The sequence below is a fragment of the Christiangramia sediminis genome (assembly GCF_020552705.1).
Taxonomy (GTDB): Bacteria; Bacteroidota; Bacteroidia; order Flavobacteriales; family Flavobacteriaceae; genus Christiangramia; species Christiangramia sediminis.
Genome location: NZ_JAJBZG010000004.1, coordinates 170038 through 187093 on the forward strand (window position 1 = coordinate 170038; position 17056 = coordinate 187093).

The window sequence follows — 17056 nt, forward strand, 5'->3', positions numbered from 1 at the left end:
CTGTTTTCACAGCGGTTTTTTATTTTTAGCTATATTCTACTGAATCATAACTAATTATAATTTTATACTAATCTTGTCGACTATTAACGTTTTTTAGCGAAAATTTAGGATTATTTAATATATTTCAGTTAAATTTATCTGCTAAACCACTTTCCCCCAATCAATTGTGATTTAGTATTTTTATTACAGCCCCACTGTTTATTGCCCCACAAAAGAGTACCCTACACGATTATTATTTGTATTTAAACCTTAGCAACTATGGGGAAAAAATTACTTTTGCTTCCTGTTTGGTTCTTCATATTTCTCCCAATTTCTATTTGGGGGCAGGAATGTCCTAGTTCTGTTTCTATATCGGCTGACACCGGTAATACAATTTGTGAGGGAACCAATGTAACTTTTACTGCAAGTACTAATAACGGTACAGCGCCATTCACTTTTCAATGGAAAATAAACGGTACCGATGTGAATTCAGCAACGGCTAATACCTTCAGCACCTCTTCCTTAACAAATGGTCAAAAGATTTCGGTGGTGGTTACCGACGCTAATGGAACATCCTGTTCTATTACCAGCAGTAATTACACCATGACGGTCAATTCAAATAAAACTCCAACCGTCAGCTTAAGTTCCACTCCTTCTACCAAGTGTATTGGAACGAGTGTAACTTTTACTGCATCTAACACAAATGGAGGCTCGAATCCTTCCTATGCATGGTATGTAAATTCAAGTTCAATACCTGCACAAACATCTTCTTCAAATACATTTTCTATTAGCAATCTTGCGGCTGGTGCAAATAGTGTTCGGGTAGTTTTAACCAGTAGTCTTACGTGCGTCACATCGTCTACTGCAGAAAGCACTGCCAATATTACAATTACAGATAATGCCACTATTAGTAGTCCTGGTAACAAGGATCAATCTGATGTTTGTATTAATACTGCTATAGATCCCATCGTATTTGCAATAGGCGGAAGCGGAACTGGAGCCAGTGTAACAGGATTACCAACAGGAGTAACAGGAAATTATAGTTCAGGCAACTTTACTGTTAGTGGATCTCCTTCGGTTGATGGTTCCTTCAATTACACAGTTACTGCAACCGGTCCTTGTGGGTCTGTAACAGAAACGGGAACAATAACCATTCTTAAGAATGCCACTATTGGTCTTACCTCAGCTAATAACCAACAAGAGGTTTGTCAAAATGAAGGCATTGCAAACATTACCTATGATATAGGTGAAACAGGAACCGGCGCAAGTATTAATGGTTTACCGAATGGTATATCAGGGGATTTTGCAGGAGGAGTTTATACTATCTCTGGTTCAAGCTCTGTGATTGGAACACATAATTATTCGATTACCGCTACTGGTAGCTGTGGAGATTCGCAAAGTCTTAATGGCTCCATTACAATTAACGAAAATCTTACTCCTTCGGTATCGATAACTTCTTCAGATACAGATAACACTATTTGTGAGGGAACCCAAGTTACCTTTACAGCAACATCCACAAATGGGGGAGTAAGTCCTTCTTATCAATGGAAAATTGGCACTACGAATGTTGGTACTAATAGCAATACTTTTACGACTAATGCTTTAGCACTGGGAAATCAATCTGTAAGCGTAGAACTAACATCCAACGAAACCTGTCTTACCCAGGCAATAGCCACAAGTAACTCGATTGTTACAATAGTCAATGAAAATCTTACACCCGAGGTTTCAATTAGTGCCAGTGATAGTGATATTTGCCCTGGTGATGAAGTAACTTTTACGGCAACACCTATTAATGGGGGTTCTTTAGCTTCTTACCAATGGAAAGTAGATGGAAATAATATAGGAACTAATAGTCCCACTTTTGTCACTTCGAACATACAGGATGGGCAGAGCGTTTCTGTTATTCTTAGTTCTAATGAAACCTGCCTGGCAAACAATAATATTGAAAGTAATAGTATTACTATGGAGGTATTTCCCCCTGCCCCTGATACCCCAGGAACAATTTCAGGAAATACCGAAGTATGTTCTACCACAACAGGTTTAATATATTCGGTGTCACCTGTACAAAATGCCGACAGTTATAATTGGTCTTTTCCAGCAGGTTGGAATATTACATCTGGAGCTGGAACATCGAGCGTTACTGTGAATGCCGGAAGCAGTAGTGGTAATATTACAGTTACTGCAACCAATACATGTGGTGACAGTTCTTCTTCTAACAATTTAGCCGTTACATCAGTAAATGGAGTTCCTTCAAATCCGGGAACAATTACATCCAGTATTCCTGCAAATAATAAAACGGTTTGTCCCCCTTATGACTTATCTTTTAGCGTGGCAGGTAGCGGAAAACATAAATGGACCTTACCAACAGGTTGGGATATTTTGTCTGGTGCAGGTACTAACAATATTTCTGTCCGAATTACAGATGCCTCACCAAGTAATACCTATGATGTTTCTGTAGTAGCTCAAAATATTTGTGGTGATAGTGGAAGTTCCGTATTTACAGGAATCACCGTAGACAACCACATTGTAGCGAATTTCGGACCGGATATTACCATTTGCAAATCCCAAAACTCGGTACAAATTACTGGAAACAGAAGTTTTGGAGATGCATCTCTTAATGTGCAATTTTCAAGCTCGAGTTCAGGTTCTTCGGGTTTTTCAAGTTCTACCGCAGGTGGAAATAATAAAAATGGCCCCTTTACAGTAATTTATACACCAAGTCAGGCTGATAAAAACAACGGTCAGGTAACTTTAACCATGAATGTTCCTGCTCCAAATGGAAAAGATAATGATGGAAATAGATGCGGGGCATCGAGTGATTCCATGGTTCTTTATTTTACACCTAATGCTACGATAAGTGATCCTGCAAACAAGGATCAAACGGTTTGCATCAATACTGCTTTAAATAATATTATTTTTAATATAGGTGGCGGTGGAACAGGTGCCTCAGTATCAGGTTTACCTCCGGGATTAAGTGGAAGTTTTAACGCAGGTGTGTTTACCATTTCAGGAACTCCAAGCCAGGCGGGAACCTATCCTTATACCGTGAGCACAACAGGAACATGTACCGCTCAACAAATTTCAAGAGCAGGAACTATTACAGTTACTCCAAATAACACGATTACCGATGCATCAAACAAAGATCAGACGGTATGTATCAATCAACAACTTATAAACATGGAATTTCCAGTAAATTCCACTGTAACCTCAGTTAATAGTACTGGTTTACCAACGGGAATTACGGGAAGTATTTCCAATGGAAAATTCATTCTAAGTGGTTCTCCTACTCAAGCAGGAACTTTTGCTTATTCCCTAACAACGGCGGGAACCTGCCAGACTGCCACCACCACTGGTACGATTATCGTAAATCCAGATGTGACTATTAGTAGTCCGGCCAATAGTGATCAAAGCCTTTGTATTAATACAGCTATTGATAATATTGAATTTACAATTACCTCTCCGGGCACTCACGCGACTGTAACCGGTTTACCTGAGGGATTAGACACCTCATTTTCAAATGGTATTTTAACTATATCAGGAATCCCTACAGAAGCTGGTGCTGTAGCAGGTGAAAATGGTGTATTTAACTATACGGTCCAAACAGAAGGAGGTTGTCTACAGACAAGTGAAAGTGGAACGATCACCGTTATCCCAGATCCAACGGCAACGATTTCTTATCCTGAGGATATTTGTACTTCTATTGCAGGTAGTGTAAATGTAAACCTTGAGGGTACAGGGGATTTTACGGGAGGAAATTTCAGCGCCACACCTGTCGGATTAACTATAAGTGCAAGTTCTGGTGCTATAACTCCTGCTTCCAGCGAACCTGGGACTTATACAGTATCTTATAATGGTCCCGACACCTGCAAGCCTGCCGTGGCCACGTTTGAAGTAACCATCATAGCCGAACCATTTGTAGAAATATCTTACGAGGATCCTTTTTGCAATTCCGATTCAGTTTTAAAAGACCCCATCTTCACCAATGGAGTGGGAGATTATGAAAATGGAACATTTTCATCTTCTGAACCTGGAGGTTTGACAATAGATCCGGAAAACGGGAAGATAAATCCACAAACCAGCAGTCCCGGAACTTATGATGTATATTATACGATTGGTGAAGGTTCTGGCTGTAACGAGGTTCTTGTAACTACAGAGGTTATTATTACGCAAACTCCGCAAATCAATATCTCTTATCCAGAAACAATTTGTTCTTCAGAAACATCCATCCCTGTAAACATTTCAGGCGAAGATGGCAATTATGAAGGTGGTGTCTATTCTGGTACTGGCGGTTTATCTATTTCTACAGATGGCACAATTAACGCGACAGAAAGCACCACAGGTCCTCATACAGTAACTTATATCATCGCCTCTGATGCCGGCTGTGCGGAAGTGATTGCCACCGCAAACTTTACTATTAAGGAGGCTCCATTAATAACAACAGATCCAGTTAATACCGGGGTATGCTCCAACAATCCTGCAGAATTTGAAGTTATTGCTACCGGCGATGATTTGATTTATCAGTGGTATAGAATTGTTGATGGTACAACAGAATCCATACCCGGGGAGGATGAGCCGATTTTAAGTTTTACAAATGTAACTTCTGCTGATGCTTTACAGTATTTCGTAACCGTTACCGGTGATAATGCCTGTACTGAAGTTACTTCAGAAACTGTAACCTTAAACGTTGACGAAGACATTGTAATTACTGAACCAACAGAAGACATTATTATTTGTGAAGACCAGGAAGAACAAGTTACTTTCTTATTTAAAGGACATGCCAACGGCGCACCATTGACTTTTGAGTGGATTAAAGATGGCCAAGTAGTAACCGAAGTTACAAATAAGATCGAAATGAATGTTTCCGAACCTTCAGGACCAAATGGAGAATATACAGGCACCCTTACTATAATCGATCCTGAATCTGGAGAGACTGGTGATTCTGGAGTTTATTGGGTAACCGTAGATGGACCGGATTATTTCACCTGTCCTGAAGCCACCTCAAAAACATTCACATTTAGAGTTGATCCAAGACCAGAAGCTCCATCGGTTACAAGCCAACAATTCTGTTTAGATGTTAATGCAGGAAATTTAACTGCTGCAGGCGAAGATGGAAATGATATTAAATGGTATACTCTTGAAGGAGACACATACACTTATATCGGTGACAATATTTCAATTGATACCTCATCTCCTAATACTTTCGAGTATTACGCGACACAAACAAGGCCTAATGGTTGTGAAAGTGATTTCTCAGAAAAATTAACAATAGAAATTCTGGACACCCCGCCTCCTGTTTCCTCTGAAATCATAAAATTTGAATATTGCCATAATGAGGAAGTTTTAGAATCTTTAGCAGTAACACCTGCCGAGGGAGCGGAAATTAACTGGTACAATACGGCCGATGCTGAAAATCCATTAACATCTCCTCCGCTACCGGCTACAGATGTAGTAGGCACAACTACCTATTATGTTAGCCAGACATTTACAGCAACCACAGGATGTGAAAGTGATATAACACCGGTTGAAGTAACTATAAAAGCCATACCAAATGTTGTTGTGGATATTGTTGGAGAAGAAAATACCATTTGTCTGGGAAGCAGTATCGATTTAACCGCGACTGGAGCCGATACCTATACCTGGTTCCTGGGAGAAACTGAATTACAGACTGGTACCACTGCTGCCTATCAGGCAACTCCCACCACCTTGGGAGAAAATATCTATACCGTGGTTGGAACGACCAAAGGATGCACAAACTCCTATAATATCTCGGTCTTTGTAGATGATACTTCAGTTGCAGGAAACTTGAATGCTCCGGAAAGAATATGTGTTTCCAGTGGTACTGCAACTCTAAGCCTGGAAAGCAGGGTTGGGGAAATTATAAAATGGGAATATAAAAATGCTACCACTGCTGATGCGTGGACAGAAACAGAAGACATCGATCTAAATGATTCCAGAACTTTCACTAGTCTAACCGAAACCACTTCTTACAGAGTGACTGTTAAAAGTGGGGTCTGTTCTGAAGATACTGCCGAAGCAACAGTCATAGTTGACCAATTACCGGTTGGCGGTGAACTTTTATGGGAATCAAATAGCGAACGTCTTTTCCTAACCTGTGAAAATCCGGCAGACGGTTTTGGTACTGATTTGGTATTGAGCGGTCATACCGGTGAAGTTGCATACTGGGAATATCGCAATGCACCTTCTAATACATGGATTAGAATTGAAACTAATGAGACTTTTTTAGAAAGTACTCAGATAGAAAGTGTAATCAATAATCTTTCTACAACTTTTAGAGCGGTATTAAGTAATGGAAGCTGCACAGATGGTGTTTATTCTGAAACTGCCATTACAAGCGTTATCGTGGCAGATATTAAACCAACACCTGTAGAGGTTGATAAAGAGGTTATTTGTATTGGAGACCAGATATCTTTAACTTCAGAAACAGGTTACAGTTCAGAAGGGGGAAAATTTACAGGTGGAGCTTTTGATAATGCCGGGATTAAGAAAAATGGATGGGATTTTACAAATCCAAATGGTGGCTCTAACGATTTTGACTCCGCTGCCAATAATGGACGTGCAGACCATTGGTTAAGAATGAACCCTCATGGCAGTAATCCAGCTAATGAAAAAGTTTATACTGCAAATATTACGAATCCTTCTACTGGATCTTTGGTGAATTTTAGAACCTATTCAGGAAGTGAGGGTAATAAAGGATTTGGATTAGTAACCGGTGATAACGATTCTCATATGGAAACCCCGGTCTTCTCTCTTGGCGGATTGGATGAAGCAATCCTCACCTGGGATCAGGCCTATAATTTAACTGATGGTGCAACAATCATCGTCGAAATCTCAACTGATGGAGGAAATACCTACCCTGTAACTAACGTAAATCAACCAATTGATTTTTCAAACCCAAAAATTCTTTATTACAATATTGGTGATGGAACCGTAGCCACCGGTAGTAGTGGTAATTACGACCATTTTGGAGAAGGAACTCCAGATATAAATCAAATGTCTATCGATCTTGGGGATTATCTGGGAATGAGTAATCTAAGGATACGTTTTACTTATATTGGCACCATAGATGGTGATGTATGGGCGGTAGATAATATTGAAGTTCCAGAAGGACCTCAGGATATTTTATTGCAATGGTACTACGATGAGGACTTAAATGATCCTGATAATGAATTGGAAGAGATAGGTGTTGTTAATCAATACACCGTAAACTTTATTCCCAGAAAAATAGGATGGAATGATTTTGAGGTTCAAACCAGAATTATTCTGGATAGTAATGGAGATGCCTGTCAAAGTATTGACAATTTTGAAACAATAAGAGTTTGGGCATTTGATAGGTATACTACTACGGTTACTTCAGAAGTAGGCGCTTGTGGTAGCCTAACTGTTAAACTTGACGCATCAGTAAGCGCAGAATATCAAGCAAAAACAATTACCGAATATCCAACCCTGGATGGTTATGAAGGTTCATGGAGAGTAGAAGATTTAGATGGTAATGAAGTTACCACCGGCTTCACCATAACAAACCAGGATTCATCAACTGGCCTGGATCCAAAAAAAGATCCTAATGCAATTTTCACAGCTGAAAACTTAGGTGATTATAATTTTAAATGGGTCCTAACTCCTACTGCGGTAGATGAGAATGATAATCTTATTGATAATTCTGGATGTCCTCCAATTGAAAATCCATCAAATATCAACTTAGTAGACTGTACTACTTTGGATTTTGATGGTGATGATGATTATATCGATTTAGGAACAGCCGCTTATACCGGTAGTTATTTTATCGAAGCCTGGATAAGACCATTTGACAGAGAAATTAATGGCTCAAGTAGAACTGACGCTTCAAAAGGAACAATCATTAGCGGGCCGGGATTTGAAATAAAAATGGAGGATTTACCATCTTCGGTTACTCCTAATACCAGATGGTACCATATAGCTGTATCCAATGGTGGAAATATTTGGGTAGATGGAGTACCTATATCAGAAACAGCTACTGGAAAAGGGGGAGTAAGAACTTTAATTGGTGCAAGATGGAATACAGACGATAAAACAACCGAAAATCATTTCTCCGGGTGGATTGAAGAAGTAAGAATCTGGAATACAGCTCCAGACCTTAAGGAACTTCGTTTTATGATGAATCAGCGTATAAAACTTAATAATACTGCTTCAACAGGTTCTTTAATTGAAGGTGAAGTCGTTCCAAATTTGGAAATTCCGGATGGAATAAGTAGTTATTATACCGATGGCACACATAATCTCGATCAGGATGGAGATCGATTTTACAATCAAACCTGGGGAGATCTTGCCGGATATTACAGATTGATATCTGACGAACCGGATCCATTAAATTTAACGGAATGTGCCACATTCGACGACAGCCTAAAACCTATTGGTGGATACACTCCAGATCATTCCATAAACAAAATACCGGGCAGGCTTGTAAATATTACCACAAACCAGGAAAACACTTCTCCCACCCCTTATTGTTCAGGGTCTGATGCTACGTGGGCGCAAAGCTCTACATGGGCCAGACCAGATGTATGGGATTATCCAAATAGCACATATAATGGAACAGCTTTAGAATGGAATATCGCCAGGATTAATCACAATATTACCTCAGACAGCAAAGAGATAACCATGTTAGGTCTACTTTCTGAAACTGAGGGTGCCTTGCTAAGTATTAATGGTAATCATGCTATTAGGATTACACATTATTTATTACTTGATGGTAATATGGATCTTGTTGATGAATCACAATTACTTCAGGATCATGGAAGTATTCTGGCTAATAGTAGTAAAGGTTGGGCTGAAATTGACCAACAGGGAAGAATGAGTAGCTTTAATTATAATTACTGGACCAGTCCATTTAGTAATCAGGGAACTGATAATAATTCTGGTTTTATCTTAAATAAGGTCCTTTTTGATGGATCAGATGTAAGCATAGATGAACCTCCTGTTAATTTTGAACCAGGATACTTTTCGGCAGACGGAAATAAAACGAATCCAATTACCATTAGTGATGAGTGGATATGGGATTTTAGAGGCGGAAAAAATGATACTTATGCAGATTGGCTGCATCTTGGCTCAGCTTATTTAGAAATAGTTGGCGCTGGTTATTCTATGAAAGGGACTACCGGCAATGCTAGTTTAACAGATACTCAAAACTATGTATTTCGAGGTAAACCAAACAATGGTAATATTCCTACTGCATTTCTTGATGTAGCGGAAGGAAATGATTATCTGATCGGAAACCCTTTTCCATCTGCCATTGATGCTGATAAATTTATAAGAGACAATTTGGTTAATGTAGGAACGGGATCGGGAAGTAATGAAAATAATGAAAATGTCTTTAATGGAACAATCTATTACTGGGATCATTTCGCAGGAGCGACGCATATTCTCGCTGAGTATGTAGGAGGATATGCTAGTTATAATTTATCCGGCTCTGCTGAAGCTATCTCCAATGACTGGCGTATTAATGTTACCGATGATGAAAATACCGGTGTACTACCTAAACAATATATTCCTGTAGCTCAAGGGTTCTATATTACTGCCGCTCCTGTGGCAGGTAAAACTTTTGGAGGAGACATTATTTTCAAAAATACTCAGAGAGTTTTTGCCAAAGAATCTACTCATCCTTCAATTTTCTTACAGCACGAAGAAGACATCGTAAAAGGAAAAAATCAAAGCAAAGGAAAAATTGCTGAAGATAACAGGATCAAGATAAGAGTGAAGTTTGAATCTCCAATGAAATATTATAGACAGTTACTTGTAACTATGGATCAGAATACAACTAATGGTTTCGATTTAGGTTACGACGCTCCCTTGATTGAAAATAATATGGAAGATATGTACTGGTATTTCGATGAAAAACCATACGTAATACAGGGAGTTCCAGATTTCGAAAAAGAACAGATATTACCATTGGCAATAAAGTCTAAAGAAGGTGGAGAATTCACCATAAAAATAGATACAACTGAAAACTGGCCATCTGGCAAAGAACTTTATCTTAAGGACAAAGTTTTAGACAGCATTCATGATATCCTAACTGAATCTTATATAGGCACTGCTGAAACTGGAGGAGAAATCAATGATAGATTTGAGATCGTGTTCTTCAAAGAAAAGTCTCAGGATCCTACTCTTCCAGATCCAGATGATATTTTAAATCCTGATCTACCAGTTATTGATGGGCTTGTAGGTATTAGCTACAGTACCTTCAGTAAACAAGTAAAGATTAGCAACTTTGATATGTTGGATGTTTCTAAAGTAATGATCTTTGATATGGGAGGAAAATTAATTCAACAATATGATGAGATCCCTACGCAAAGAGAGATATTATTGGGAATGCGACCTGTGCGTTCGGGAGTTTACATAATAAAAGTATTTAGCGAAAATGGAATCTCTGACAAGAAAGTGGTAATTAAATAGTAGAAAACACTACTTACCTACCTGATATAAAGTAGCTTATTCAAATATTTTTTTATTAATTTAAAACCATTTATCTATTTTATACGTACTTTTACCGATGAAAATCTTTATTGGTAGCCTATGTATAAAACTACTTTTGGACCCCGAATCCATTATGTAATTACATTAACGCTTATATTTTTAACACTGTCTGTATGGACGAGTGGTGAATTATTTGCGCAGGAAATAAGTGCAAATATTGATGCACCTACATGCGCTGATGCTTCTGATGGAGCCATTGATGTTACTGTTACAGGAGGAACCGCTCCGTACTCATATTCCTGGAGTGGACCGGGAGTAAATTCAAATACTTCTCAGGATCTTTCTAATCTTACTGCAGGCAACTACACTCTTTCGGTCACAGATTCCAACTCAAGTTCAATTCAAAAGACTTTCGAACTAAGTTTTATAGATGATCAGCTTCCAACTATTGTCACTAAAAGCATAAATATCAATCTTGACAACAATGGTCAGAGATCAATTTCTCCTGCCGACGTTGATAATGGATCTTCTGACAATTGCGGAATTGATACCATAACCTTAAACAAATCAAATTTTGATTGCACCAATATTGGCGATAACACCGTTACACTCACTGTAACTGATGTCAATGGAAATTCAGCTTCTCAAACTGCAACTGTTACTGTTGAAGACAATATAGTACCTACCGTACAAGTACAAAATTTTACGGTTCAACTCGATGCTTCAGGAAATGCTAATATTACTCCAGAGGATATTGATAATGGCTCATCTGATAACTGCGCTGTTGATAATATTTCTTTAAACAAGACGGCATTTGATTGCTCTAATGTAGGAGTGAACAATACAGTTACCTTAACTGTAACTGACGTCAATGGAAATTCAGCTTCTCAAACTGCAACTGTTACTGTTGAAGACAATATAGTACCTACCGTACAAGTACAAAATTTTAGGGTTCAACTCGATGCTTCAGGAAATGCTAATATTACTCCAGAAGATATTGATAATGGCTCATCTGACAACTGCGCTGTTAATAATATTTCTTTAAACAAGACGACATTTGATTGCTCTAATGTAGGAGTGAACAATACAGTTACCTTAACTGTAACTGATGTCAATGGAAATTCATCTTCTCAAACTGCAACTGTTACTGTTGAAGACAATATAGTACCTACCGTACAAGTACAAAATTTTACGGTTCAACTCGATGCTTCAGGAAATGCTAATATTACTCCAGAAGATATTGATAATGGCTCATCTGACAACTGCGCTGTTGATAATATTTCTTTAAACAAGACGACATTTGATTGCTCTAATGTAGCAGTGAACAATACAGTTACCTTAACTGTAACTGACGTCAATGGAAATTCAGCCTCTCAAACTGCAACTGTTACTGTTGAAGACAATATTCTTCCTGTAATTTCTGCGGGTGATGACATCGAAGCAACTAATGATACAGGAATTTGCCAGGCAGGACTTGGAATAGCTCCGGCAACCGCCACAGATAATTGTAGTGTTGGAAATCCTTCAGGTATAAGAAGTGATGGACTGGGACTGGACGAACCTTACCCAGTAGGTACAACTACCATAACCTGGAATGTTCAGGATGCCAATGGCAATGAGGCGGAGCAGGTTGTTCAAAATGTGGTTGTATTAGATAATGAACCTCCTGAAATACCTACGATAGAAGATATTACGTGGGGTTGTGAATATACGGTAGAAGCACCTGTGACGGTTGATAATTGTTCGGGTGAGATAATTGGTACCACTACTGATCCTCTGACTTATTCAAACGCTGGAACTTATACTATTAACTGGATTTTTACCGATGATGCAGGGAACTCTTCTTCTACTACACAAAACATTATTATAGACCCAGTTATAGCCCAAGCTACCAAGGTTGATGTTCTTTGTAATGGTCTTGCCACCGGGGAAGTTGAGGCGACGGCTACAGGTGGAATTGCCCCTTTAACCTATAACTGGGGTTCTCTGGGACCAGGAGCAAAGAAGACAGATTTACCGGCAGGAACCTATACAGTTACGGTAACTGATGCTAACGGATGTACTGCAGATCCAGTATCTGTAACTGTTAATGAACCTGACACATTTATTGAGATCGTAGACGTTAAAACTACATCAGGTTGTTTTGGAGAAAATAATGGTACTGCTACTGTAACTGCCCAGGGGGGAACAGGAGATTATACTTATCTTTGGGATAATGGTCAAACCACTCAAACTGCCACAAATTTAGCTCCGGGAACTCACACCGTAACTATAAGCGATGCAAATGAATGCTCTAAAGAACGTACCGTCACTGTTTCTCAACCGACCGAATTAAAGATTACCGGATTTTTAACCACAGAAACAACTTCATTTGGGTCTGCAACTGGTACCGCTACCGCACAAGTTTCAGGAGGAACTCCGGGCTATACATTTGCCTGGACTGGAGGACCCTCTAATATTAGTAAAACGGGGCAGACAGCTAGAGACCTACCTGCAGGAACTTATACTGTTACCGTAACAGATTCAAATCAATGTACCGCTACTGAACAGATAGAAGTTGTTGATGCACTTTCTGCCAATATTGTACCTATTTCCTTATGTGAGGAAGGTGAATTAATTAGGACGTCTACTTTTTCTGTAGAGAACGGAACTGCCATTGGTGGTACTGCTCCCTATACCTACTCCTGGGATTATGGGGAAAGAGCAAATCCGGCGACTGGTACTGGTGTAGGACCAACAGATGTCACTTATGACAATATAGGTGAGAAACTTATTATTCTAACAGTAACAGACGCTGAAGGCAGGGAATTTGAACAGCGTATAATTCAATATGTTGGAGGATGTTTTGCAGACGACTGTGGATCAAATGACCTTGGATTAGAAAACTACTTCATTGGTGATAGCTCTAAGAATGAAATAACATCTGCAAATTGTGACACAGCTGACGAAAAATTCATCTACATTAATTTTCCAACCAATGCAACAAGGTATTCTTTACAGATCGAGTTGATATATTCTGTGGAGGATATAGAATCTGGTGAAATAAGTAACTACAAAGTTACCGACTGTTTTTTTAATAAAGATGATATACCAAAAGTAGCTCAAACATTTTCGATAGATTATGATTGTGGTGATATTGTAAAAGTAGAAGGGATCTATCTAACTTTTCAGAATAATAAAAAGGACGCGTGTGGTACAACTCAAGGGAACGGAAATAATCCAAAATGTTTTTCTACTAATAATGAAGCGACCGTTAGCTCGCCACTTTTTGCAGTCGCGTTTGCAAATGAACTCTTGTGTAATGGTGCTTCGAACGGAACAGTAACATATAGAGCCTCTGGAGGTTCAGGTAATTATTCTTTCGACCTCCTAAACTCTGCAGGCAATATTGTTAATGTACCAAATTCTGGAGGTATATTCACAGAGGTATCAGCCGGAAAATACAGGGTAAAGGTAACAGATACTGATAGCGGAGATACCTATATAACAAAAGAAGTAGAAATAACACAACCTAGTAACCCCCTAGAAGTTTCATCTATTTCACAAACAGATGTATCCTGCTTTGGAGGTTCAGATGGTAGCGCCACTATTACTGCTGTAGGAGGCACCCCAGACTATATCTATGTATGGCCTGATGGACAGACAGGTCCAACTGCAACAAACTTAGCTGCCGGAACTTATGAAGTTAGCATAATTGATGCTAACGGTTGTGAGATATTAGAAACAGTTACTATTGAACAACCAGCAGAGCTCATTGCAAATGCAGGACCCGATCAGGTGCTGGGATGCGGTTTCAATTCCACCCAATTGGATGCAGAAGTAAATCTCGATATAAATAACGAACCAGTACCCGGTGTATGGACAATCGTGAACGGTCCATCCGGAGGAAGTTTTACTGATGCCACTATTCCTAACACAATTTTCAAGGGAAATCAGGGAACATATACTCTAAGATGGAGCGTAGATTGCGGTAAATCTGATGATGTTAAAATTACATTTACCAACTGTAGCACATTGGATTTTGATGGGATTGATGATCATGTGAACTTTGGAGACAATTATGGGTTTACCGGTGGTCCATTTACTTTTGAAGCCTGGATAAAACCAAAGTCCAAGGACGGAAGCAGGACTATTTTATCCAAAAAAGACATTTCAAACCCATCAGGTGGTTTTGAGCTTAAACTAACAAACGGAGTTCCATCAATAGAAGGAATAGGAGTTTCAGGACTTGCGAGTAATAATGTAGACACAGACCGATGGTACCATATTGCGGTTTCCTTTGACGGCTCAACTGCTACATTATATGTGGATGGAATTCCGCTTGGTTCTAAAGGAAATGCTACCAATCCTGTGAATACCTCTGCACCATTCATTCTAGGTGCCACATATGATTCTAGTGCCCCCAATAATCCCAAAAACTTCTTCCATGGATGGATGGAAGAAGTGAGATTATGGTCCAAATCTTTAAGCGTTGAAAATATAAGATTATTGATGAATCAACGAATATCATCTAATAATTCAAAGGTAAGAGGTGAAATTATTCCTATTGATGCTGAAGGTTTATCATGGACAGACTTACAAGGTTACTATAGACTCTTACCAGGTGAAGTGTCTAACGGAGTAACTTTTGATATCGCTACGAATAAAATAAACGGTAAGCTCATAAATATTAAAACAACTCAGGAAAATACCGCACCTCTTCCCTACATATCTTCTAAAAATGGGTTGTGGAGAGATAAAACCTCCTGGTTGAGACCAACTGTCTGGGATGTCCCGAACAGTTTAGGTATAAATTCTGATACTATAAATTGGAATATTGCAATAACTTCACATGTGCTAAATTCCGATTATAAAAATATTGAATTACTTGGTCTTATTTCCAAAGCTGGAACAAACGAGTCTAGCAAATTGGTAATGGATGGTTCCGTAGTAAACGAAACAGGTAATGAATTATACATTAGTCATTACCTGGAACTTAACGGGGTTATTGATCTTAATGGAGAGTCTCAACTTATACAACCAGAAGGAAGTATTCTTGAAGGTACTGCAAGTGGTTATTTAGACAGGGATCAGCAAGGTACTGCCAATAGCTTTAATTATAATTATTGGACGCCACCTGTATCATTACAGAATATAAATAATAACGTAGGCTTTAAACTGGAAGAGGTACTCCGGGATGGAACCAAAACAAGCGAAGCTCCAAAAATTAAATTTAACGAACAATATCATTGGGCAGATGGTAATTACTCCGGAATTAAACGAATAAGTAGATACTGGTTATGGACATTCCATGGATTATCTGACGATTATAGTGAGTGGTCACCAATTTCAGAATCTGATCAATTACCTCCGGGATTAGGTTATACAATGAAAGGGACCACAGGGTATGTTGACGTAAATAGAAAACAGAATTATACCTTCCGTGGAAAACCTAATAATGGTAATATTAAATTATCTGTTGATGCCGGAAATGACATTCTAATTGGTAACCCCTATCCCTCTGCAATTGATGCTAATGCTTTCATTAATGACAACAGTTCCTCATTTAATGGTGCAATCTATTATTGGGACCATTTTGGTCCTTCTAATTCTCATTATTTGGAAGATTATGTGGGCGGTTATGCTATTTATAATAAATCTGGAGGTGTAGCATCTTTATCCACTAAAGGCTCCCGAGCGGTTTCAGATGACTGGAGAATTGATGATACCGGTGAAATTAGTGGAAAGGCAGCTCCGGGAAGATATATTCCAGTAGGACAGGCATTCTTTATAAGTTCTTCTAGCGGTGGTGAAATTTTATTTAAAAACAGCCATAGGTTTTTTGTGACAGAAAAAAGTGAAAAATCTCAATTCCACATGCAGGAAAAGACTAATCCTAAAAAGGATCAGACTAGAAATGCCACCGACAGCAGATTCAAAATCAGGCTCAAATTTGAATCCCCAAAAGGATATCACAGACAGATTCTAGTTACGGCAGATGCAAATGCTTCTGGAGGTTTCGATCTTGGCTACGACGCTCCTCTTATTGAAAATAATGTTGAGGATATGTATTGGATGATTGATGAAACAGAATTTGTTATCCAGGCTGTTCCAAATTTCAACCTGGATCAGGTATTACCTCTGGGTATAAAATTATCAGAAGAAGGTGAGTATACTATTAAAATAGACGAGCTGGAAAATATAAAAACAGAATTCAATATTTATTTAAAGGATAATTTAAACGACACTTATACTAATTTAAGTAAAGAAGATTACACTACTACGGCACAAGAACTGGGATACTTCAATGAGCGTTATGAGATCGTCTTTAAGAAACAAGTTGCTGAAAAACCTATTGAGGAAATTCCCGAAGAATTGGAACAACCGCAATTAGGTTTAAACTACTTAAGAAATACCGACGAAATTGCGGTTCTTAACCCGGATTTATTACAGGTAGATCATGTTGAACTTTATAGTATTTCAGGACAATTGATCAAATCATTCCAGGAAGTACCTACAGAAAGATCCATATTACTGAGCATAGATCAAAAGCTAAGTTCAGCTGTATATATAGTTAAGATGTATTCAGGTGAAAAGGTCTATTCCAGAAAAGTAATTATCACAAAATAAA

General features: G+C 38.6%; 2 protein-coding genes. Both read left to right on the forward strand.

What is annotated here, in order from left to right:
* Window positions 1-258: 258 nt before the first annotated feature.
* Window positions 259-10425: an Ig-like domain-containing protein gene (locus LGQ90_RS09310; protein WP_229340418.1), complete on the forward strand. Its 10167-nt coding sequence runs from the start codon at window positions 259-261 to the stop codon at window positions 10423-10425.
* A 120-nt stretch (window positions 10426-10545) separates the two neighbouring features.
* Window positions 10546-17055 carry a LamG-like jellyroll fold domain-containing protein gene (locus LGQ90_RS09315; protein WP_229340420.1) on the forward strand — a complete coding sequence of 2170 codons (6510 nt, stop codon included), beginning with the start codon at window positions 10546-10548 and terminating at the stop codon, window positions 17053-17055.
* Window position 17056: the final 1 nt, after the last annotated feature.

Coding starts and splice junctions, on each gene's coding strand:
- LGQ90_RS09310 (WP_229340418.1), top strand. CDS start 259: ATGGGGAAAAAATTACTTTTGCTTCCTGTTTGGTTCTTCATATTTCTC.
- LGQ90_RS09315 (WP_229340420.1), top strand. CDS start 10,546: ATGTATAAAACTACTTTTGGACCCCGAATCCATTATGTAATTACATTA.